General features: G+C 71.5%; 22 protein-coding genes. 12 read left to right on the top strand and 10 right to left on the bottom strand.

Annotated elements, in window-relative coordinates:
* Positions 1-716 precede the first annotated feature (716 nt).
* The 5 genes from ACQEV1_RS27405 (at position 717) to ACQEV1_RS27385 (ending at position 4,401) form a co-directional block, all read left to right on the top strand.
* Positions 717-1,079, top strand: a complete 363-nt coding sequence (locus ACQEV1_RS27405; RefSeq protein WP_433397073.1) for a hypothetical protein — start codon at positions 717-719, stop codon at positions 1,077-1,079.
* A complete protein-coding gene (locus tag ACQEV1_RS27400) occupies positions 1,079-1,579 on the top strand; it encodes a hypothetical protein (RefSeq protein ID WP_433397071.1) in 501 nt (166 codons plus the stop codon). Before ACQEV1_RS27405 ends, ACQEV1_RS27400 begins: the two co-directional genes overlap by 1 nt.
* 328 nt (positions 1,580-1,907) lie before the next feature.
* A complete protein-coding gene (locus ACQEV1_RS27395) occupies positions 1,908-2,486 on the top strand; it encodes a hypothetical protein (protein WP_433397069.1) in 579 nt (192 codons plus the stop codon).
* A 642-nt stretch (positions 2,487-3,128) separates the two neighbouring features.
* Positions 3,129-3,719 (top strand): TetR/AcrR family transcriptional regulator, encoded by a 591-nt coding sequence (locus ACQEV1_RS27390; RefSeq protein WP_285623923.1) that lies wholly within the window; start codon positions 3,129-3,131, stop codon positions 3,717-3,719.
* Positions 3,720-3,783: 64 nt separating this feature from the next.
* On the top strand, positions 3,784-4,401 hold the full coding sequence (locus ACQEV1_RS27385; protein ID WP_433397067.1) for a dihydrofolate reductase family protein: 618 nt from the start codon (positions 3,784-3,786) through the stop codon (positions 4,399-4,401).
* 113 nt (positions 4,402-4,514) lie between these two features.
* Here the strand turns inward: ACQEV1_RS27385 and ACQEV1_RS27380 are convergent, their stop codons facing one another.
* Positions 4,515-5,966: an amidase gene (locus ACQEV1_RS27380; RefSeq protein WP_433397065.1), complete on the bottom strand. Its 1,452-nt coding sequence runs from the start codon at positions 5,964-5,966 to the stop codon at positions 4,515-4,517.
* A gap of 106 nt (positions 5,967-6,072) precedes the next feature.
* Positions 6,073-7,311 carry an isochorismate synthase gene (locus tag ACQEV1_RS27375; protein ID WP_433397063.1) on the bottom strand — a complete coding sequence of 413 codons (1,239 nt, stop codon included), beginning with the start codon at positions 7,309-7,311 and terminating at the stop codon, positions 6,073-6,075.
* A gap of 219 nt (positions 7,312-7,530) precedes the next feature.
* Between ACQEV1_RS27375 and ACQEV1_RS27370 the strand changes: the two genes are divergently transcribed.
* Both ACQEV1_RS27370 and ACQEV1_RS27365 read left to right on the top strand, forming a co-directional pair.
* Positions 7,531-8,193: a PadR family transcriptional regulator gene (locus tag ACQEV1_RS27370; protein WP_433397061.1), complete on the top strand. Its 663-nt coding sequence runs from the start codon at positions 7,531-7,533 to the stop codon at positions 8,191-8,193.
* A gap of 102 nt (positions 8,194-8,295) precedes the next feature.
* Entirely contained in the window at positions 8,296-8,625 is a 330-nt protein-coding gene (locus ACQEV1_RS27365; protein WP_433397059.1) for an ATP-binding cassette domain-containing protein, read from the top strand.
* Between the two features lie 286 nt (positions 8,626-8,911).
* On the opposite strand, the gene ACQEV1_RS27360 is transcribed toward ACQEV1_RS27365, so the two are convergent.
* Positions 8,912-9,499, bottom strand: a complete 588-nt coding sequence (locus ACQEV1_RS27360) for a TetR/AcrR family transcriptional regulator (RefSeq protein WP_285623940.1) — start codon at positions 9,497-9,499, stop codon at positions 8,912-8,914.
* 131 nt (positions 9,500-9,630) lie between these two features.
* On the opposite strand from ACQEV1_RS27360, the gene ACQEV1_RS27355 reads away from it, so the two are divergent.
* The gene (locus ACQEV1_RS27355) at positions 9,631-10,830 is read left to right on the top strand and encodes an FAD-dependent monooxygenase (RefSeq protein ID WP_433397057.1); all 1,200 of its coding nucleotides are present in this window, start codon (positions 9,631-9,633) and stop codon (positions 10,828-10,830) included.
* Between the two features lie 3 nt (positions 10,831-10,833).
* On the opposite strand, the gene ACQEV1_RS27350 is transcribed toward ACQEV1_RS27355, so the two are convergent.
* Both ACQEV1_RS27350 and ACQEV1_RS27345 read right to left on the bottom strand, forming a co-directional pair.
* Positions 10,834-11,865, bottom strand: coding sequence for a zinc-dependent alcohol dehydrogenase family protein (locus tag ACQEV1_RS27350; RefSeq protein WP_433397055.1), 1,032 nt, complete (start codon positions 11,863-11,865; stop codon positions 10,834-10,836).
* Positions 11,866-11,902: 37 nt separating this feature from the next.
* A complete protein-coding gene (locus ACQEV1_RS27345) occupies positions 11,903-12,358 on the bottom strand; it encodes an Lrp/AsnC family transcriptional regulator (RefSeq protein WP_285623948.1) in 456 nt (151 codons plus the stop codon).
* 93 nt (positions 12,359-12,451) lie between these two features.
* Between ACQEV1_RS27345 and ACQEV1_RS27340 the strand changes: the two genes are divergently transcribed.
* From ACQEV1_RS27340 to ACQEV1_RS27325, 4 genes are read left to right on the top strand one after another with little or no spacing between them, the layout of a single operon-like run.
* Positions 12,452-13,303 carry an LLM class flavin-dependent oxidoreductase gene (locus ACQEV1_RS27340; protein WP_433397052.1) on the top strand — a complete coding sequence of 284 codons (852 nt, stop codon included), beginning with the start codon at positions 12,452-12,454 and terminating at the stop codon, positions 13,301-13,303.
* A gap of 2 nt (positions 13,304-13,305) precedes the next feature.
* A complete protein-coding gene (locus ACQEV1_RS27335; RefSeq protein ID WP_433397050.1) occupies positions 13,306-13,728 on the top strand; it encodes a nucleoside deaminase in 423 nt (140 codons plus the stop codon).
* 55 nt (positions 13,729-13,783) lie between these two features.
* Positions 13,784-14,134, top strand: a complete 351-nt coding sequence (locus ACQEV1_RS27330) for an ArsR/SmtB family transcription factor (protein WP_285623955.1) — start codon at positions 13,784-13,786, stop codon at positions 14,132-14,134.
* Positions 14,131-15,060 carry an SRPBCC family protein gene (locus ACQEV1_RS27325; RefSeq protein ID WP_433397047.1) on the top strand — a complete coding sequence of 310 codons (930 nt, stop codon included), beginning with the start codon at positions 14,131-14,133 and terminating at the stop codon, positions 15,058-15,060. The genes ACQEV1_RS27330 and ACQEV1_RS27325 overlap by 4 nt, the downstream gene beginning before the upstream one ends.
* Here the strand turns inward: ACQEV1_RS27325 and ACQEV1_RS27320 are convergent.
* The 5 genes from ACQEV1_RS27320 to ACQEV1_RS27300 all read right to left on the bottom strand — a co-directional run bounded on the left by ACQEV1_RS27320 (position 15,033) and on the right by ACQEV1_RS27300 (position 19,449).
* Complete coding sequence (locus ACQEV1_RS27320) at positions 15,033-15,680, bottom strand: spermidine synthase (protein ID WP_433397045.1); 648 nt, start codon at positions 15,678-15,680, stop codon at positions 15,033-15,035. The two genes, ACQEV1_RS27325 and ACQEV1_RS27320, sit on opposite strands and share 28 nt — an antisense overlap.
* 48 nt (positions 15,681-15,728) lie before the next feature.
* Positions 15,729-16,028: a sulfurtransferase TusA family protein gene (locus ACQEV1_RS27315; RefSeq protein WP_433397043.1), complete on the bottom strand. Its 300-nt coding sequence runs from the start codon at positions 16,026-16,028 to the stop codon at positions 15,729-15,731.
* Between the two features lie 124 nt (positions 16,029-16,152).
* Entirely contained in the window at positions 16,153-16,854 is a 702-nt protein-coding gene (locus tag ACQEV1_RS27310; RefSeq protein WP_433397041.1) for a GNAT family N-acetyltransferase, read from the bottom strand.
* Between the two features lie 58 nt (positions 16,855-16,912).
* Positions 16,913-18,808 (bottom strand): intein-containing Rv2578c family radical SAM protein, encoded by a 1,896-nt coding sequence (locus tag ACQEV1_RS27305; protein ID WP_433397039.1) that lies wholly within the window; start codon positions 18,806-18,808, stop codon positions 16,913-16,915.
* 77 nt (positions 18,809-18,885) lie between these two features.
* Positions 18,886-19,449 carry a dihydrofolate reductase family protein gene (locus tag ACQEV1_RS27300; RefSeq protein ID WP_433397037.1) on the bottom strand — a complete coding sequence of 188 codons (564 nt, stop codon included), beginning with the start codon at positions 19,447-19,449 and terminating at the stop codon, positions 18,886-18,888.

The raw sequence follows: 19,449 nt of genomic DNA, 5'->3' as shown, positions 1-19,449 counted from the left end.
AGATCGACGATCTGTCCGAGATGGCCGATGAACTCGTCGCCCGGCTCGGGGCCCGGCTGGCGTACTGACACTCACAGAACACGCCGTACGCCCGGACGCCATCGCGGTGCGCAAAGCCGGTGAGGCGGCGCTGCGCAGGCGTCTGGAGCAGGCCACCGATCAAGCTTGCGGTAGGCCTTGACGCGGCCGTCCGCGGGTGGGGGCAGTGGCCATAGCGGCAGGACGCCCTGCCGGCCGGCGGTCCAGTCCAGGTAGCCGTCGGAGTGGTCGGCCGCGATCTCGTGCCGCCACACCGCCGGGGCGTGCCGTGGGTCGGGGGAGGGCCGCCAGGGGAGCAGGCTCCACCAGCCGGTGTGCGGCGGTCCGGGGGTGGTCCGGAGCCAGGAGGTGTACCGGTGCGGCCGGGACGGTGCGGTACGAGCCAGGGCGGCGGTGATCGGCGGCAGGAGCGGGGCGGGCGGGGCGAGGCGGTGGTGGTGGACGCCGTAGTTCCGGTGCGCGACCTCGGCGAGCAGCAGCGGCCGGGTGTCCTGGCTGATCCAGAACGGGCGGGGGCCGGCGATCTCGACGCGCAGGCGCTGGGCGGGGCCGGGGCGCGTACGTGCAGGCGGAGTCCTCCGCCGGGCAGGTCCTCGGTGCGCGTGCCCGGGGGCCGGTCAGGCTCGTACGGCGCCGGTGTCACAGGGCCTCGGGCGGGATGCCGACGAGTTTCCCGGTTGGAGTGGCTGAACAGCCTGGCCAAGGACGCGTCGGCGTCGGCGGTGAAGACCTCGATCGAGAAGCTGACCTGGTTCCGCAATATCGACGCCCACCTGCTGGATCTGTCGATGCTGCCGAACGAGCGGCGCCGGTTCCTGGCCACGGTCGCGCGCCGCTCCACCAACCAGGGTCTGGAACGGCGCGGGGATCGCAAGTTCCCGATCCTTTTGGCGTTCGTCGCTCAGGCCGCCGTTGACCAGCTGGACGAGGTCGTGGCGTTGTTCGACCAGGCGGTGTCGGCGCGGGAGTCGCGGGCCAAGTCCAGAACCGATGAGGCGCTGGCCGAGCGGCCAAGAAGGGCGAGGTCCGGCAGCTGCTGATGGATGTGATCCTTCCGGTGCTGGCCGATCCTTCGATCCCGGACGAGGAGGTCGGCGGCATCTTGCGGAACCGGGTCGGGATGCAGATGCTGCGGGAACTGAACGCCGACACCTGGACGCCGCTGCCCAAGGACCACGGCCGGCTGTCGGAGCTGGACTCCTCCTACACCTACCTGCGGCAGTTCATCCCGAACGTGCTGACGGCGATCGACTTTAAGGGCGGGCCGGGCACCCGTGCGCTGATGCAGGCCGCAGCCATCCTCAAGGAGCTGAACGCCACGGGCGGCCGGAAGGTCCCAGCGGATGCGCCGACCGGGTTCGTCCCGGCCAAGTACGCCGACTACCTGGACAAGGCTCGCAGGTCCGAGGAGGACACCGCCTACCGGCATTACTGGGAACTGTGTGTGATCTCTGAGGCGAGATTGACTGGGAAAGAGACGACTCGCTTCTTGCGCGTATCGAGTCGCTGGACTGGCGTCAGCGATATCAGGCCACCGTGACGGCTCCCCTATGAACGCCTCAAGCAAAAAGCCCAGGCCCAGACGTAAATGATCTTCGTCGGTCGCACATCGACAAGCTTGAGGCCCTGTTCCGGGGAGATGGCGTCGGAGCTGTACGGAACCTGAAGCATTCGGCGAACATCGGATAAGGATCTTGATTGATCCAGGCTGCGGATGTCCGAAGGAGAACGAGATGACCCCGCGTTTCCGGTGGCTCGCGTCGCCCGTGCTGGGCGGGGTGTGCGTAGCGGTTGCAGGCTGCACACCGGCGTCACCCGCCTCGCCTGCCCTGCCGAGCAGGCCCCAGGCGTGTGCGTCCAGGACTGCCGTGCCCAGCCCGCGACCGACGCCGACGGCCAAGAAGTTGGCCTGGCGGGCCGAGGAGTTGCCTGACGGCTCCGTGGAGATGACGGTCGGCGACGTCGATGCCGCTCCTCGCGACCCTCGTGCCCTCAATGTCGCCGACTACCGGGCTCCCGCGGACGTGAACGACTGTGACCAGGTGCAAATCGTCTCGGTGCGGGGCTGGTGGTGCACGACCAATGTGAAGGCCCTCCGCGAGGACGGCGAGATCGTCGTGAGTGGCGGGCCGTCCCGCGCCAGGCTCAGCTCGGCGGGATTCGCGACCCGCTGCTCCGGCCCCCGCCCCGGCAAGATGCGCGAGCTGTATCAGATCGAGCGTGACAGCTGGTCGGGCTGGCGTAGCTACACCGGTCAACAGCCGACCGAGTGGACGCCGTCCAAGGACCAGACCGAAGGCCCGGTGTCGGCTCCCTGCCCTGTCGGACGGGTCGGCACCTACGACTACCGCGTGGCGGTGGCGCTGGACATCGAGGGTTTGCCGGTCGGCGACTCACCGGCCACCAGCACCCGGATCCGCGTCCCCTGCGGCACCGGCACGAGCTGAAACCCTCGTCCGCATTGTCAACGACACACCACAATCGGAGCCGCCGGCCTCCCCTTGAGCGCCACCCGGAGCGTGGGTAAGACTCGTGCAATGTCTCGCGTGCCGGTCCTCCCACCGGCCGTGCGACGCTTGGGCCGTGTCCTTCCCGGCTCGTGATACTGGAACATCGGAACGAAAACGTACGCTAAGCCGGTTCTGCCAGGTCAGCCGCCGTACGACGTTCGCGTTCGATGCGAAGCGCGTGCCGCAGAAAGCGGTTCCGGACGTCCGTCGGTCGGACGGGCCGGCACCAGGCGCGCGGTGCGCCGGCGCGGTTGGGGTAATCGGGCGGCGGCGCTTCAGATCCGGCGGTCGGATTCGTGAAACCGCAGTGATCACGACCTACCAACCAGGCCCTACGCCTCAACATCACCGCAGGTGGCGTCCATATCCGACCGAATTTTCGTCAGTGCTACCGGGACCCCGGACCACGAGAGTGACCGCGACCCAAAAGGTCCGCATCTCCTGACCCAGGCCGACCCGGGCCTACGTACCGCCGGGGTGCGCACCGGACCTTCGAACGCGGTACTTAGTACTTCAGTTGACGTACTTCACCTGAAGTGGTTTACTGGGAGTACTTCAAAGCGAGGAAAGAGGTGTGGGATGCGTCAGAACCCGGCCCGTCGGGCCGCGCTGCTCGACGGCGCCATCGAGGTTCTCGCCCGCGAGGGGGCGCGGGGCCTGACGCAGCGCGCCCTCGACAAGGAGGTAGGGGTGCCCATCGGCACCACGTCCAACTACTTCCGCAACCGCGACGAGCTGCTCGTCCAGGCCGGCGTCCGCGTCTACGAGCGGCTCAGGCCCGCGGAGGACGCACTCACCGAGATGTTCGACCAGGCACGGGACGCCGCGTCGTACGGCACGATGCTGCGGGAGAGCATCGGCAGGGTCGCCGCCTTCCGATCCGGGCACCTGGCGATGCTGGAGCTTCGGCTGGAGGCCACCAGAAGGCCAGAGCTGCGCACGCTGCTCACCGAGCGGGTCCGCGCCGACATCGATGAGAACGTCACCCGGCACGAGGCCGCGGGCCTGCCCGGCGGCGCAACCGCCGTCCTGCTGATGTACCTGGCCATGAACTGGCTGATCGTCGAGCAGCTCACACTTCCGGACGTCTTCACAGACGCCGAGCGCGACGAACTGGTCACTCAGGCAGTAGCGCGCCTCGTCACTCCGTTCCCCACAGCCACAAAGTGACACCCCGGTGGCGTCCGGCCCCGACCGGCACCGTCCACGCCGACCGATCAACAAAGGACTGACTTTGCGCAAGCTCGTGTACTTCATCGCCTCCACCCTCGACGGTTTCATCGCCGGCCCCGACGGCTCCGACCCCAGCGGCCCCGGCGGCTTCTGGTCCCCGTCCGAGGACTACATCCAGCACCTCATCGGGGAGTACCCCGAGACCCTGCCGGGGCCGGCCCGGGCCGCGCTCGGTGTCACCGCCGAAGGCACCCACTTCGACACCGTCGTCGAAGGCCGCAAATGCTATGAGGTCGGCCTCGCGGCCAACGTGACCAACGCCTACGCCCACCTCAAGCACCTGGTCTTCTCCCGGACACTGACCGAAAGCCCGGATCCAGGCATCCAACTCGTCGCCGATGACCCGGTGGCGACGGTACGGGAGCTGAAGCGCGATGGCGGCAAAGACATCTGGCTCGTCGGCGGCGGGGAACTGGCCGGCGCACTGTACGGCGAGATCGACCGCGTGATCATCAAACTCAGCCCGCTCACCATCGGCTCCGGCATCCCCCTTTTCGGACGGACCACGGTCTTCGCGCCCAACGCCTGGGAGCTCATCGACCACACCGTCCTCAAGACCGGAGCTGCCTTCCTCACCTACGACCGGGCCCCCGGCACTCCGCAGTCCTCCAGCAGGTAGACGCAGGAGAAGAGCATCCTCACGGACGCCTGTACTGCGGCGACTCTCGGCGCGGCACAGGCATCTCGCCGAGCACGCCGCAAAGTCCCCGACAGCGCCCGCGGCTTTGACCCCTACTTCGGTGCCTGGAAGCCGCCGATCCTCTGCTCGAGCAGTTCGGCCAGCCGCAGCGGGGTGCGGTCCTCGAACATCGGACCGATGAGCTGCACTCCCACCGGCAGACCCTCGCAGGACCGGCCGGCGGGTATGGCGGTGGCGGGCAGGCCGGGCATGGTCGCCACACCGGCCCAGACGGACTGGTCGAGGTAGGGGTACTCGACGCCGTCGATGTCGATCCGGCGTTCCCCGCGATCGGAATTGTGGTCGTGCGGAAACGCGGGGACCGACGTGATCGGACACACCACGGCATCGAACTCGACGAACAGCTCCCGCCAGCCACGGCGGTGCAGTTCACGGCGGAAGTCCGCCTCGATCCAGTCGCGGTGGCTGAACACCATGCCGCGCAGCCGCGCCGCGTCGAGACCCTGATCGTCCGCGCTCAGTCCGGCGGCGCGGCTCCGCAGCCGCTCGTACGCCTCGGCGGGAATACGCGCGCCTTGGTGCGAACACAGCAACTGCGCGTAGAGCGTCGCGGCTTCGGCCAGATCGGGCAGCAGCGGACTGTGCCGTTCGACGCGGGCCCCGCCGTCGACGAGTGCGTCGGCCACCCGGTTCACCCCGGCCCGCACCGCCGACCCGGTCGGAATGAACGGATGCTCGTCGAGGACCAGGACCCGAAAGTCGCTCAGCCGCCGATGGCGCGCGGGCGGCAGCGTCACGTCGTAGGCGACGCCGCGTGTCAGCGGGTCCGGTCCCGCCATCACGTCCAGCAGCAATGCGAGGTCGCGGGCGGTGCGGGCCATCGGACCGCAGACGGCGAGGTCGCCGTCGACCGGCAACGCCGGTGCGGGCGGCGGCACCATTCCTCGGGTCGCCACCAGCCCGAACGTCGGCTTGTGCGCGTAGACACCGCAGAAATGCGCCGGGTTGCGCAGTGAACCGGCGAGGTCGGAGCCGATGGACAGCGCACCGAATCCCGATGCCAGCGCCGCCGCCGACCCGCCGGAGGATCCACCCGACGTACGGTCGTGATCCCACGGGTTGTTGGTGGTGCCGTAGATCTCGTTGAAGCTCTGCCAGTCCTGCAGCATGAACGGCACGTTGGTCTTGCCGAGAATCACCGCGCCCGCGGCCTTCAACCGCGACACCGCTACCGCGTCCTCGACGGGCAGATGGTTCGCGTACTGCGGCATCCCCCAGGTCGTGGGCAGCCCGGCGACGTTGTAGGACTCCTTGACCGTCACCGGAACACCGAGCAACGGCCGGTCCTCACCACCGGCGCGCGCCTCGTCGGCCCGGCGCGCGGCGGCTCGCGCACGGTCGAAGTCCGGCACGCAGACCGCGTTGATCACCTTGTCGTCCCGCTCGACACGAGCGATGGCCTCGTCGGTCAGCTCCACCGAGGTGACCTCACCGGCACGCAAGGCGGCCGTGAGCGCCTCGGCCGGAAGAAAGCTCCACTCCACGAATTCGCCCCTAACGACCCGCGCCACAGGCGCTCGACCCGACAAGCCGCCTCTATCAAATCGCCTCGGACGACGCGGAAGGAACGCCTCCGCAGGACCTTGCGGTTCAGCCGTCGATGGCGTGGCGCATGGCGCGGAACTTGGTCTGGGTCTCGGCGAGTTCGGCGGCCGGGTCGGAGCCGGCGACGATGCCGCCGCCGGCGTAAAGGCGGGCCCGGGTGCCCTCGATGTGGGCGCAGCGCAGCGCGATGCCCCATTCGCCGTCGCCGCGGGCGTCGATCCAGCCGACCGGCCCGGCGTAGCGGCCGCGTTCCATCAGCTCCAGCTCGCGGATCGTCTCGAGCGCGTCCGTGGTGGGCGTGCCGCCGACGGCGGGGGTGGGGTGCAGCGCGGCGACGACGTCGAGGACGGAGCGTTCTTCGCTCAGCCGGCCGCGTACGGGCGTGGCCAGGTGGATGAGGTTGGACAGGCGCAGCAGTTCCGGCTCGTCGGGCACGGTGAGCTCGCGGCACAGCGGGGCGAGGGCGGCGCGGACCATGTCGGCGGCGTAGGAGTGCTCCTCGCGGTCCTTGGCGGAGGCGAACAGGGCCGCGGCGGAGACGTCGTCGGCGGCGTCGCGGGCGATCGTGCCGGCCAGCACGAGCGACTCGACCTGCCCGCCCATGCGGCGTACGAGGAGTTCGGGGGTGGCGCCGACGAGGCCGGCGCAGGCGAAGGTGTAGCAGGAGGGGAAGCGGTCGGCGAGGCGCCGCAGCAGGACGCGCGTGTCGATGGGGGAGTCGGCGGTCGCGAGCAGGTCGCGGGCGAGCACCACCTTCGACAGGTGCCCGGCGCGGATCCGCTCGACGGCGGCGGCCACGGCGCGCATGTGGCGGGAGGCGTCGACCGCGCCGTCGGCCCAGCGGACGCCGGTGGGGGGTACGGGCGGGCGCAGCAGCGCCAGCGGCTCGGGGTTGCCGCCGATCGTGGTGTACCAGGCGTGGCCATCGCGGCGGCCGAGGACGACGCGCGGGACGATGAGCACCGAGTCGCCGGACTTGGGATCGAAGGAGAAGCTGCCGAACGCGACCGGGCCCGACCCCGGGACGCCGAGCGGGTCCTCGACCGACGCGGCGGCGAACACGGAGGCGAGCCATTCGCGGGCGCGCGTGAAGCGGTCCTCGCCGCCCGGCAGGACGAGCCGCGCGGCCTCACCCCAGCCGACGATGCCTTCGCCGTGCCGGATCCAGGCGAGCGCCTCGGAGTGCGGCAGGCGTGCCACCAGGTCTTCGTGCGCTGAGACGTCGCCGGACACGACGGTGGTCCGGACGGCGAGCCGGTCGGGGATTCCCACAGCGACGTTCACAGTGAACCACTGTACGGGATTTTTGAACCTGTTCAAACAGTGGTGATCCCTGCATCCGGTGAGGTCGCGGGGACCGGCCCGACCTGCGCCGACGCGCCTGATGCCGGATCCTGCCATGGCCGGGCGCGGCCATCGCCGACTGCCAGTGACATTCCACCTTGTTCGACGAACTCTCTAGATATATCGTTAACATGTCTAGATCATCGCTGGAGGTGCGACATGGACGACTGGCTGCCGGGGCCGATGGACCCGGCCGTATTCCTCGCCGCGGGCGGCCCGGGCGACGGCCCGCATCCCCCACCGCCACCGCACCCACCGCACCCACCGCACGGCGCGCCGTTCCCGCCGCCGGCTCCTCTTTTGGGCGCGCCGCCGATGCCGGATCTGTTCGGACCGGGCGCGCCGCCGCCCGGCGTCGCGCCGAAGGTGCGGAAGGGTGACGTGCGCGCCGCCGCCCTGGCGCTGCTCACCGAGGGCCCGCGCAACGGCTACCAGATCATCCAGGAGATCGCCGAGCGCAGCCACGGCCTGTGGCGGCCCAGCCCCGGCTCGGTCTACCCGGCGTTGCAGCAGCTGGAGGACGAGGGGCTGGTCCGGGCGAAGGAGGAGTCCGGGCGGCGCACGTACCAGCTCACCGACGAGGGCCGTGCGCACGTGGCCGCGCACGAGGAGGCGCTCACCGAGCCCTGGGCGGCGGTCGCCGGGTCGGTCAGCGAGGAGATGGTCGACCTGCGGACGCTGTTCGTGCGGATGGCCATGGCGCTGCGGCAGGTCGCGGAGGCCGGCACGCCCGCCCAGCACCAGGAGGCCGGACGGATCCTGGCCGACGCGCGCCGGTCGCTGTACCGGCTGCTCGCCGAGGACCTCGGGGAAGAGGACTGAACGCGCCCGCGGGGCCGGCCATCGCGGTGGAGGGCCTGGCCAAGCGGTACGGCGGCCTGGAGGCGGTCAAGGGCATCGGGTTCGAGGTGCGGCCCGGGGGAGGTGTTCGGATTCCTGGGACCCAACGGCGCGGGCAAGACCACGACGATCGGGATGCTGTGCACGCTGGTGCGTCCCAGCGGCGGCGCCGCGTACGTGGCCGGCCACGACATCGTCGGCGAGCGCGGTGAGGTCCGCCGCGACATCGGGCTGGTCTTCCAGGACCCCACCCTGGACGCGTACCTGACCGCCGAGCAGAACCTACCTGCACTCACCGCGGGTCCTGTTCCTGGACGAGCCGACCGTCGGCCTGGACCCCCAGGCCCGCGCCGCGATCTGGAGCTACATCACCGCTGTACCTGCTCGTGCTGGGCACCGGCGGCGGCACGGTGAACCTGAAGACCTTCACTTTCCCCGGCGTCATCGCGATGTCGGTGATGTTCACCGGGATGTTCTCGGCCGCCTCGATCGTGTGGGACCGGGAGTTCGGGTTCTTGCGGGAGATGGGTGTTCGCCCACATCACCGCGCGCCCCGCGCTGAAGGCCCGGTTCAACCCGGGAGTCACCTGGTTCGGCTGGCACGTGCCTCCGCTGCCGGAGGTTGGTCATCGTGCTCGGCGCGGGCCTGCTCGCCGCCGCGATCGCCCAGTTCCGCCGGACCGACCAGCCCCGCCGGCCTTCACTCCGCGTACGGCCCCAGCGCGGCGGAGAAGGTCCGTACGGCGTCGAGCAGGTCGCCCGCCGACGGCACGCCGCCGGGGTCCAGGAGCCACTGGGCGGCCGTGCCCGACAGCAGGGCCTGCAGGTACGCGCCGATCCTCTCGGTCCGGTCCGGGCCGAGCGTCTCCGCGTCGACGCCGAACAGCTCGGCCAGGCCCAGGCGGGCCTGCCGGTTCGCGGCGGCGAAGACGCGGCGCAGCTCGGGGGTGCGCTCGATGTGGGCGAGGACCTCGAACTGGACCGCCCACAGCGGCCGGGTCTCGGCGAACGCGTCGAGGATGCTCGCCCACGTGGCCTCGAATCGTCCGGCCGGGTCCGCGTCGGCGCTGGCCGCGGCGGTCATCGCGGCGGCGATCCGGTCGCCCCACTCCTCGATCGCGCCGCGCAGTGCCTCGTGCAGCAGCACGTCCTTGGAACCGAAGTGGTAGCCGATGGCGGCGAGGCTGACCCCGGACGCCTGCGCGATGTCGCGCGCGGTCGTCCGCGCGTAGCCCTTCTCCAGCAGGCAGCGCCGGGCGCCGTCCAGCAGATCCTCACGATTGCCCATGCCGCCGACTCTATCCACTGACGAGACGAACGTCTAACACGGACGTCTTGCACAATTGTCTAACACGCTTGTACCGTTGGCGTCACCCGAGGCGAACGGCCTGGGGCAGGACGGTGCGAGGAGCCGTGATCATGAAGAACGCCAACGTGTTGATCTCCGGTGCGGGCGTCGCGGGCGTCACCCTGGCCTACTGGCTGAGCCGGCACGGCTTCACCCCGACCGTCGTGGAGCGCGCCCCCGCCCTGCGCGCGGGCGGCTACAAGGTCGACATCCGGGGCGCGGCGCTCACCGTCGCCGAACGCATGGGACTGCTGGAGGAGATCCGCGCGCTGCGCACCGGCGTACGGCGCGGCACCGTCGTCGACGCGACCGGCAAGAGCGTGGCGAGCATGGACGGCGACACCTTCGGCGGCCGGACCCACGGCGACGCCGAGATCCTGCGCGGCGACCTGCACCACCTGCTGTACCGGCGGACCGCCGAGTCGGTCACCTGCCTCTTCGGCGATTCGATCACCGCCCTGCGCGAGACGCCCGACGGGGTCGAGGTCGACCTGGCGAGCGGGCGAAGCGCCACGTTCGACCTGGTGATCGGCGCGGACGGGCTGCACTCGGTGACCCGCGCGCTGGCGTTCGGGCCAGAAGAGCGGTTCGTCCGTGACCTGGGCTACCGCATCTCGATCTGCGACGTGCCCAACCACCTTCGACTGGATCGCGAGGAGGTCACCTACGTCGGTCCCGGCAAGACGATGCTCGCCTACAGCACCGCGGGGGAGGAGGGCGCCAAGGCGATGTTCCTGTTCGGCTCGGCGGAACTGGACGGCGAGCCGGACGGCCCCGCGGAACGGCGGCGCGCCCTGGCGTCCGTCTACGCCGGTGAGGGCTGGGAGGTGCCGCGCTTCGTCGAATCCGCCGTCGCCGCACCCGACCTGTACTACGACTCGATCAGCCAGGTTCACCTGGACCACTGGTCGGCGGGCCGGGTCGTCCTGCTCGGCGACGCCGCGCACTGCGCCTCGCCGGCGTCCGGCCAGGGCACCAGCCTGGCCATGGTCGGCGCGTACGTCCTGGCGGGCGAACTGGCCGCGGCCGGCGGAGACCACCGCGGCGGGTTCGCGGCCTACGAGCGGGAGATGCGGCCGTTCGCCGAGGCGAACCAGCGGCTCGGCCCGGCCAACATCAAGCGGATGGTGATGCGCACGCGCGGGCAGGTCCGGCTCTCGATGGCGACGCTCGGCCTCCTGGACAAACTGCCGGGCAAAGACCGGATCATGGCCAAGGCCGTCGCGCCCATCCACCGGGCCGCCACCGCGATCACGCTCAAGACGTACTAGGGCCTAAGGCTCGATCATCGTGACGCCGGTGGGCGAGGTGGTTCCCATGGCCGCCAGCGCCTGCGGCGTCCCGGCCAGGCCGATCGTGGTGGTGATCAGGCGGTCCGGGCGCAGCGTGCCCGCGGCGACCAGGTCCAGCATCGGCCCGTACGCGTGGGCGGGCATGCCGTGGCTGCCCAGCACGCTGAGCTCGTAGGCGATGACCCGCTCCATCGGAAGCGCCGCCGGGCCCGCCTGCGGCGGCAACAGGCCCACCTGGACGTGCCGTCCGCGGCGGCGCAGGCACGCGATCGAGTTCGCGCAGGTCCGCGGGTCGCCGAGCGCGTCCAGGGACACGTGCGCGCCGCCGCCGGTGACCTCCGCGATCGCCTCGGGTACGCCGTCCGGGCCCTGGAGGCACGTCCCGGCGCCGAACACGCGGGCCAGGTCCAGCGCGGCGGTGGAGACATCGACGGCGACGACCCGCGCACCGGCCGCGGCCGCGATCATCACCGCGGACAGGCCGACACCGCCGCAGCCGTGCACCGCCACCCACTGCCCCGGCGCGACCCGCCCGTGCGCGGTGAGCGCACGGTAGGCGGTCGCGAACCGGCAACCGAGGCCGGCCGCCGCCGCGAAACCGAGCCCCTCGGGCAGGCCGACCAGGTTAACGTCGGCGTTCTCGACGGCGACGTACTCGGCGAAGGAACCCCAGTGGGTGAACCCGGGCTGGGTCTGCCGCTCGCACACCTGCTGTTCGCCGGCGGCGCACGCCGGGCAGCGCCCGCACGCGCACACGAACGGCACCGTCACCCGGTCCCCGGCCCGCCACCCGGTGACCCGCGGCCCGGCCGCCTCGACCACCCCGGCCAACTCGTGCCCGGGAACGTGGGGGAGCGCGATGGCCGGGTCGTGACCCATCCACCCGTGCCAGTCGCTGCGGCACAGCCCGGTCGCCGCGACCCTGATCACCACCCCGTCCGGCGACGGCGCGGGATCGGCCACCTCGCGCAGGTCCGGCATCCGCCCGAACTCCTCGAACACCACCGCTCGCACCCGGTCACCGTACCGCCGGCCGGGCGCGCGGCGGGCCTCAGGTCCGCGAGGTCGCGCGCGGGCCGCGGAAGGGCAGGGTCTGGCGGTAGACGATGTTGGTGGTGGTGCTGCCGAAGTCGGTCAGCTCGCCGACGATCTTCTCCAGGTGGGTCATGGAGGCCGCGGCGACCTTCAGCGTGTAACAGTCATCGCCGGTGGTGCGCAGGCACTCCAGGATCTCGGCGCGCTCCTCCAGCAGCCGGTGCAGCGGCTCGTGCCGGTTGCCCGGATACTTCAGGCGGACGACGGCGAGCACCGGGTAGCCGACCTTCTCCAGGTCCACCTCGGCTCGGTAGCCGGTGATGACACCGGCGGCCTCCAGTCTCCGGACCCGCTCGGTCGTCGCGGAGGCGCTGAGGCTGACCCGCCGGGCCAACTCGGTGAGGGGGACGCGGCCCTCTCGCTGCAGCTCCCCCAGGATCGCCCAGTCCGTCGCGTCAAGATCCTCGGCCATGTCGTGAATATACCGTCAGATCAACGGCTGACCGCGGTCAACGCCGGTGATGATCCCTTCCGTCGGCGGTGATCGCCTGGATAGCGTGAAATGGTGAAAATCGGCGTGAACGTCCCGAACTTCGGGCCCGGTACCGACCCCGGCGTGCTGCGCGACTGGGCGCGCACGGTCGAGGGGCTCGGCTTCGACCTGCTGATGGTCTCCGACCACGTGGTGGTGACGCCCGACGTTGCCGAGCAGTACCCGGCACCGTTCTATGAGCCGTTCACCACGCTGTCGTGGCTGGCCGGCGTGACCGAACGGATCCGGCTCGGCACCACCGTGGTCATCGTCCCGTACCGGCATCCCCTGCTGCTGGCCCGCATGACCGCGAACCTGAACGACCTCAGCGGCGGCCGTCTCGTCCTGGGCGTGGGCGTCGGCTGGGCCCGGCAGGAGTTCGCGGCGCTCGGCGTGCCGTACGGCGAACGCGGCCGGATCACCGACGAGCACCTGCGCGCGGTACGGGCCGCCTGGGCCGACACGGCCGACTACCGCGCGGGGTCGATCCCGCTGTGGGTCGGCGGCAACAGCGACGCGGGCATCCGCCGGGCCGTACGCCTCGGCGACGCCTGGCACCCGCTGCGAATCACCCTGCCGTGGCTGCGGCAGGCCCGCGAACGCCTCACCGCCACCGCGCGCGACCAGGGACGGCCCGTGCCCGCGCTGACGCCCCGCATCGCCCTGCGGCTCACCGCCGAACCCCTTACCGGCCCGGACCGGCTCGCCGGCCACGGCACCCTCGTCCAGGTCACCGCGGACCTGGACGAACTGCGCCGCCTCGGCGCCGAGACCGTCGTGCTCGACCCGTTCCACGGCGACCCGGCCGAGACCCGCCGCCCGCAGGAGGCCTGGCGGGCGCTCGCGACCGTCGCCGCCTCCCTCACCACCGACCGATCGGAGTGACCATGCCATCCCACCCTCACGACCTGTTGCGCCGGGCCATCGCCCTGGCCGCCGAGGCGCGCGCGGCCGGCGACCCGCCGTTCGGGTCGCTGCTGGCCGACCCGGACGGCGCGGTCCTCGCCGAGGAGCGCAACACGACCGTCACCGGCGCCGACATCAGCGCCCACCCGGAGCTGAAACTGGCCCGGTGGGCGGCGCGTGAGCTGGACCCCGCGACCGCGGCGGCCACCACGATGTACACCAGCTGCCAGCCGTGCCAGATGTGCACCGGGGCGATCGCCCGCTCCGGCCTGGGCCGCGTGGTGTACGCGCTGTCGGACGAGCAGCTCGCCGGCCTCAAGCCGGGAGGCGAATGGCCCGACGTGCCGCAGGAGGGCCCGGCGCTGTACGAGGAGGCGCGCGTCCCCGTCGAGGGCTACTACTGAGCCTGCCCGGCTATATACCTTGACTGGCATATAGCCAGTTGGGTATGTTCCCTGCGTGCCCACACCATTCGATGTGCTAGCCGAGCCGACGCGGCGGCGGATCCTCGACCTGCTGCTGGAACGTCCCCGCCCCGTCGCGGAGCTGACCCAGGCGCTCGGCCTCACCCAGCCCGGCACCTCCAAGCACCTGCGGGTGCTGCGCGAGGCCGGGCTGGTGCGCGTCCGCGCCGAGGCGCAGCGCCGCTGGTACGAGCTGCGGCCCGAACCGCTCGCCGAGATCGACGCGTGGCTGCGGCCGTACCGGCGGCTGTGGGAACGCTCGCTGGACGCCCTCGAACGACACCTGGACGCCATGCCCGACGACGAGCCGGGCGGCGCGTCCGCGCAGACGGGAGACGACTCATGAACGCGACCCTGCACACCACCGACGGACGCAGCGTCCTGCGGTTCGAACGCCGCCTCGCGCACCCGGTGGAGAAGGTCTGGCGCGCGGTCACCGACCCGGCCGAGATGGCGCACTGGTTCCCCGCCATCGTCGAGATGGACCCGCGCCCCGGCGGCCGGATCCGCTACACCTACCCGGCCGGCGAGGCGGCGCCCGACGAAGGGCGGATCATCGAACTGGACCCGCCCCGGGTGTTCGCCCTCACCTGGAACGGCGACGCGCTGCGCATGGAGCTGACACCCGACGGCACCGGCACCCGGCTCGTCTTCACCCACACCTTCACCGACCGGCCCATGGCCGGCAGCTTCGCCACCGGCTGGGAGACCTGCCTCGGCGCGCTGGACAAGACCCTCGCCGGACCCGTCGAAGGCTCCCTCATCGCGCCCGAACGCTACGCCGAACGCCACGACGCCTACGTCGCGCGGTTCGGCCTGGGGGAGGGCACCCTGCGCGCCGGCGACGACACGATCCGGTTCGAACGGCTGCTGCCCCATCCGGTCGAGCAGGTCTGGCCGGCGCTGACGCGTACCGAGAACGGGGAACCGGCCGTCGGCGGGCCGCCGCCGCTGCCCGCCACCAACGCCTACGTCCCCGCCGGCGACCTCACCGCCGTCCGCGACGAACAGCTGCTGGAGTACACCTGGCTCCGCGACGGCGCACCGGCCGGGCGGGTGCGCTGGGAACTGACCGGCGGGCACCCGGCCGGCACCCGGGTCGTGCTCACCCAGACCGGCCCCGCCGACGAGCCCGCCACCGCGCTGGCCGCCTGGCACACCCACCTGGAGGTGCTCGCCGACCACCTGCGCGGCGTCACCCACTGCCCCTGGCCCAAGGAGCGCACCGAGGAACTGGCCGCGCGCTACGCCGGGCGGGCCGAGGCCAGGTAGACCACGTCGGGTTCGCCGCGGGGCACCGGCACCGCGTGGGCGGCGACGTCGGCGAACCGCTCGCGCAGCAGCGCCTCGAACACCGGCGCGGCGCCGGCGCTCCAGACCGCCAGCACCCCGCCCGGCCGCAGCCGCCCGGCCAGCAGCGCGAGACCCTCCGGCCCGTACAGGGCGGCGTTGCCCTCGGTGACCGTCCAGTCCGGCCCGTTGTCGATGTCCAGGCACACCGCGTCGAAGGCGGCCGTGCTCGTGCGCAGCCACGCCGCCAGGTCGGCGCGTTCGACGCGCACGCGCGGGTCGGACAGGGCACCGCCGGAGAAGGGCCGCAGGTGCGTCTCGTGCCAGCCGATGACCGCCGGCTCGCGTTCGATGACCGTCACCGACCGCGCGTACGGGGAACGCAGCGCCTCGGCGAGGGTGAAGCCCACGCCCAGCCCGCCGATCAGGACGTCCGCGGGCCGCGCCAGGCGTTCGAGCGGCGCGCGGACCAGCAGGCGCTCGGACTCACCGGCGCGAGTGTCCATGAGGAACACGCCGTTGCTGATGATCTCCAAATGCCGGCCGTCGCCGCGCAGCACCAGCTCGCCGTTCTCCCCGTCCCGGCGCTCGTAGACCTCCACGCGGCCTCACCCTACCGAGTCGGAGCGCTCCTGAAAGCGGGCGCCGGGTCAGGTCCGGGGCCGCCACGGCGAGTCCGGCTGGGTCGGGCGCGGGGCGACGGCCACGCGCAGCCCGTACGCGGGGGTGTCGCCGTACGGCGGCGGCACGGGACCCAGATAGACATGGCCGGTCATGTGACACCAGGCGGCCAGGTCCAGCGGTGCGGCCGGATCGGCGGCGATGAGGTGGACGATCGTCCCGGCGGGCAGTACGGCCAGCCGTCCGCGCAGCTCCAGCAGGAGCCGCACGCAGGCGCGGTCGCCACCGTCGATCACTACCGGGGTGGAGCCGGCATCGGTGTCGGTCATGACGTCCCCTCGGGTGGTTCATCGGCTGCGGACGGTGGTGACACCGGCCGGGACGATGATCAAAGAGCGTACGCCACCGGCGACGGCGGCGGCCGGAACCTGGTTTCGGCGCGGGCGCGCCCGGTCACGGTGTGCGGAAGCCCCGGAAGGTCACGGGTTCGCGGGTCGTGAAGCCGAGCCGCTCGTAGAGGCTGATCGCGCCGGTGTTCGTCTCGGCCACGTGCAGGAAGGGGCGTTCGCCACGCGCCAGGACACGCGCGACGAGCGCGCCGACGAGGCGGGCGGCGTGGCCTCGCCCCCGTGCCTCCGGAGCCGTGCAGACGGCGCTGATCTCGGTCCAGCCCGGCGGCCGGAGACGTTCGCCCGCCATCGCGACCAACGTGCCGTTGTCGCGGACGCCGAGGTAGGTGCCGAGTTCGTGGGTGCGCGACCAGAACGGCCCCGGGCGGGTCCGCCCGGCCAGGTCGAGCATCTCGGGCACGCTGTCCGCGCCCAGTTCGACGACACCGGTGACGGGCTCGGCCCACGGGTGATCGGGCCGGCCGCCGCCGGGCCAGATCATCTGCCGGCCTTCGAGGACGAAGACCGGCTCCCAGTCCGGCGGCGGTGTCGCCGGGCAGCTGAACATGTCGGCGAACCCGCCCGGGCCCAGCAGCCGGGACAGGTCGGCCCACTCCGCCGGACCGGGGTCGGCGGGCACCGCGCAGAAGGTCGCGACTCCCGGCAGGTAGGTCGCGGCCCGGCCGAACCGGCGGGCGAGGTGCGCGTGGTGACCGCGAAGCGATTCGCCCACCGGATCCTCGAGCGCGGCTTCACGATTCACCATCGACGTGCGGCACCTCCCGTATCGCGCGGAACCATCAGCATCGGGTACGGGCCCGGCGTCACAGGAGCGGCAGCTGCTCGGCGACCGGCCCCGGGGCGGCCGGCGGAGGAGGCGGGGCGGACAGGCGGCGGGGGTTGCGGCGGCCTCCGATGCCGTGCTTTTCGGCCAGTTCGGCGACCTTGGCGGAGATGCGCCGCTGGTAGTCCTTGGGGACGTACGCGCCGCGCCCGTACAGCCGCTCGTACGGGGCGACCAGCTCGGGACGGCACTCGCGCAGCCACCGCATGAACCACTCGCGCGCGCCCGGGCGCAGGTGCAGCACGATCGCCGACACCGACGACGCGCCCGCCTCGGCGATGCGGCGGACCGCCGCGTCCAGCTGCCGGGGCGTGTCGGTCAGGTACGGCAGGATCGGGCCCATCAGCACGCCGCAGCCGATGCCGTGCTCGACGAGCGTGGCGCACACCTCCAGGCGTTTGAGCGGGCTCGGCGTGCCCGGCTCGATCAGCCGCCACAGCTCCTTGTCGACGAAACCCACCGACACGGCCGCGCCCACCTCGGTGCGCTCGGCGGCCTCCTCCAGCAGCGGCAGGTCGCGCAGGATCAACGACCCCTTGGTCAGGATCGAGAAGGGGTTGGCGTGGTCGCGCAGCGCCTCGATGATGCCCGGCATCAGCCGGTAGCGGCCCTCGGCCCGCTGGTAGCAGTCGACATTGGTGCCCATCGCGATGTGCTCACCGGCCCACCGGGGCGCGGCCAGTTCCCGGCGGACGAGCTCGGGCGCGTTGACCTTCACCACGATCTGGGAGTCGAAGTCCTGACCGGTGTCGAAGTCCAGATACCGGTGGGTGCCCCGGGCGAAGCAGTTGTGCGAGACGACGCCGTTCGCGATGAAGTCGCCCGTCCCCGTGGTGATGTCGTACATCGGCACGTCGATGCCGATCGCTTCGACGGACGCGACACCCAACTCGGCACTGCTGTTGAGCGCGACGCCTTCGATGTCCCGCTTGCGGGTGATCGCGGGGTCGGTCAGATGGAAGAACCTCAGATGTTCGGCGAGGCCACCGGGCAGCCGGACAACGCCCAGCGACCGCCGGTGCGGTCGCTCGACGGTGTGGTCGAATCCGAGACGTTCCAGGCTGCTCGTGATCGCATGGCTGGTGTCCGGGTCGCGGTGGGGGATGCGCAGGACACCGCCTGAGCAGCTTCCCTCGGCGTCGAAGATGCCGGCGAGGAAGCCCTTCCGCCATTCGTCCGTCGTAATGTCGGGCCAGGCGATCAGACGCTCGGCGGGGACACCGAGATCCTCCAGGAAGAACCGCGCGCGACGCAGGGCCTCATGGCCGGGGGAAGATGCGCATGACCCGAGATTCACGCCGCCGCGCAGCAATCCGCACAGATAGCCGAACCGGTAGTCCGCCTCATTCTTCGGAGGAGCGGCGAACCCGCCCGTCCCCACCAACCTGCTGTCGAGCTTCAGGTGCGGGCGCTGGTCGGTGCCGGTGACGTACCTCCATCCGAGGTCGCTCAGGAAACGGTGATCGCCACTGGCGATCAGCTCGGTTCCGTCCTTCAGACGGATGCGATATGCCGGCTTGACCGTTTTCCAGTGCGCCAGCACCTCTGTCACGACGTAGCGACGAGAGGAGCCCTTGACCTCCGTGCCGTAAATGGCATCGCCGACGCGCAGGTCCCGTATCGGCTTGGCGCGTCCGTCGGCCATGAGGATTGGCGTGTCACCGAAGAGGCAGTAAACACACGCATGACTGCAGCCCCGGTAGGGGTTGATCGTCCAGGTGAACGGCACCCGCGAGGCGCCCGGCACCTTGTTGATGATCGACTTGGCGCGGATCTCGTGGAAGGTGATCCCGCGGAACTCCGGCGTGTCGACCGTCACCGGCCGGCCGAACAGGCCCGGCTCCTGGCCGTCGAGTGACAAAGCGTCCCAGCGCATCCGCCCATGGTAGAACATACGTTCGAGGTGAACCCGCTGGGCGCGTCGAACTTTGTGGAGAGGTCCGAGGTCGGCACTCAGCGCCTGGTCTCGTACCTGGTCAGGAGCACGCCGTCGGGAAACGTCCGGGTCTCCACCAGGGTCAGGTTCACCCAGTTGTCCAGCGCCGTGAAGAACGGCGTGCCGCCGCCCACCAGGACCGGTGCGGTGACCAGCACGTACTCGTCGATCAGCCCGGCCCGCATGGCCGCCGCGGCGAGGGTGGCGCCGCCGATGTCCATGGGGCCGCCGTCCTCGGCCCTGAGCCGGGTGATCTCGGTGACCGCGTCGCCGGTGACCAGGCGGGTGTTCCAGTCGACCGTGCTGGTCGTCGAGGAGAACACCACCTTCGGCATGTCCCGCCAGCGGCGGGCGTACTCGATCTCCGCCGGTGTGGCGCCCGGCCGCTGGTCGGCGGTCGGCCAGTGGGAGCTCATCGTCTCCCACAGCCTGCGCCCGTACAGCGCCAGGCCCGTCGCCCCCACCCGGTCGGACCACCACTGGAACAGCTCGTCGCTCGGCACGCTCCAGCCGAGGTCGTCGCCGGGCGCGGCGATGTAGCCGTCCAGGCTCAGGTTCATGCCAAAGGTCAGTCTCCGCAT

Source organism: Actinoallomurus sp. CA-142502 (assembly GCF_050936355.1).
Lineage (GTDB): Bacteria > Actinomycetota > Actinomycetes > Streptosporangiales > Streptosporangiaceae > Actinoallomurus > Actinoallomurus iriomotensis.
This window is presented reverse-complemented; position numbering and strand designations above follow the sequence as displayed.

Excerpts from the sequence above, each read along its gene's own strand:
- ACQEV1_RS27400 (WP_433397071.1), top strand. The coding sequence starts at position 1,079 with ATGGATGTGATCCTTCCGGTGCTGGCCGATCCTTCGATCCCGGACGAG.
- ACQEV1_RS27390 (WP_285623923.1), top strand. The coding sequence starts at position 3,129 with ATGCGTCAGAACCCGGCCCGTCGGGCCGCGCTGCTCGACGGCGCCATC.
- ACQEV1_RS27370 (WP_433397061.1), top strand. The coding sequence starts at position 7,531 with ATGGACGACTGGCTGCCGGGGCCGATGGACCCGGCCGTATTCCTCGCC.
- ACQEV1_RS27360 (WP_285623940.1), bottom strand. The coding sequence starts at position 9,499 with ATGGGCAATCGTGAGGATCTGCTGGACGGCGCCCGGCGCTGCCTGCTG.
- ACQEV1_RS27355 (WP_433397057.1), top strand. The coding sequence starts at position 9,631 with ATGAAGAACGCCAACGTGTTGATCTCCGGTGCGGGCGTCGCGGGCGTC.
- ACQEV1_RS27345 (WP_285623948.1), bottom strand. The coding sequence starts at position 12,358 with ATGGCCGAGGATCTTGACGCGACGGACTGGGCGATCCTGGGGGAGCTG.
- ACQEV1_RS27335 (WP_433397050.1), top strand. The coding sequence starts at position 13,306 with ATGCCATCCCACCCTCACGACCTGTTGCGCCGGGCCATCGCCCTGGCC.
- ACQEV1_RS27325 (WP_433397047.1), top strand. The coding sequence starts at position 14,131 with ATGAACGCGACCCTGCACACCACCGACGGACGCAGCGTCCTGCGGTTC.
- ACQEV1_RS27315 (WP_433397043.1), bottom strand. The coding sequence starts at position 16,028 with ATGACCGACACCGATGCCGGCTCCACCCCGGTAGTGATCGACGGTGGC.
- ACQEV1_RS27310 (WP_433397041.1), bottom strand. The coding sequence starts at position 16,854 with ATGGTGAATCGTGAAGCCGCGCTCGAGGATCCGGTGGGCGAATCGCTT.
- ACQEV1_RS27305 (WP_433397039.1), bottom strand. The coding sequence starts at position 18,808 with ATGCGCTGGGACGCTTTGTCACTCGACGGCCAGGAGCCGGGCCTGTTC.
- ACQEV1_RS27300 (WP_433397037.1), bottom strand. The coding sequence starts at position 19,449 with ATGCGGAGACTGACCTTTGGCATGAACCTGAGCCTGGACGGCTACATC.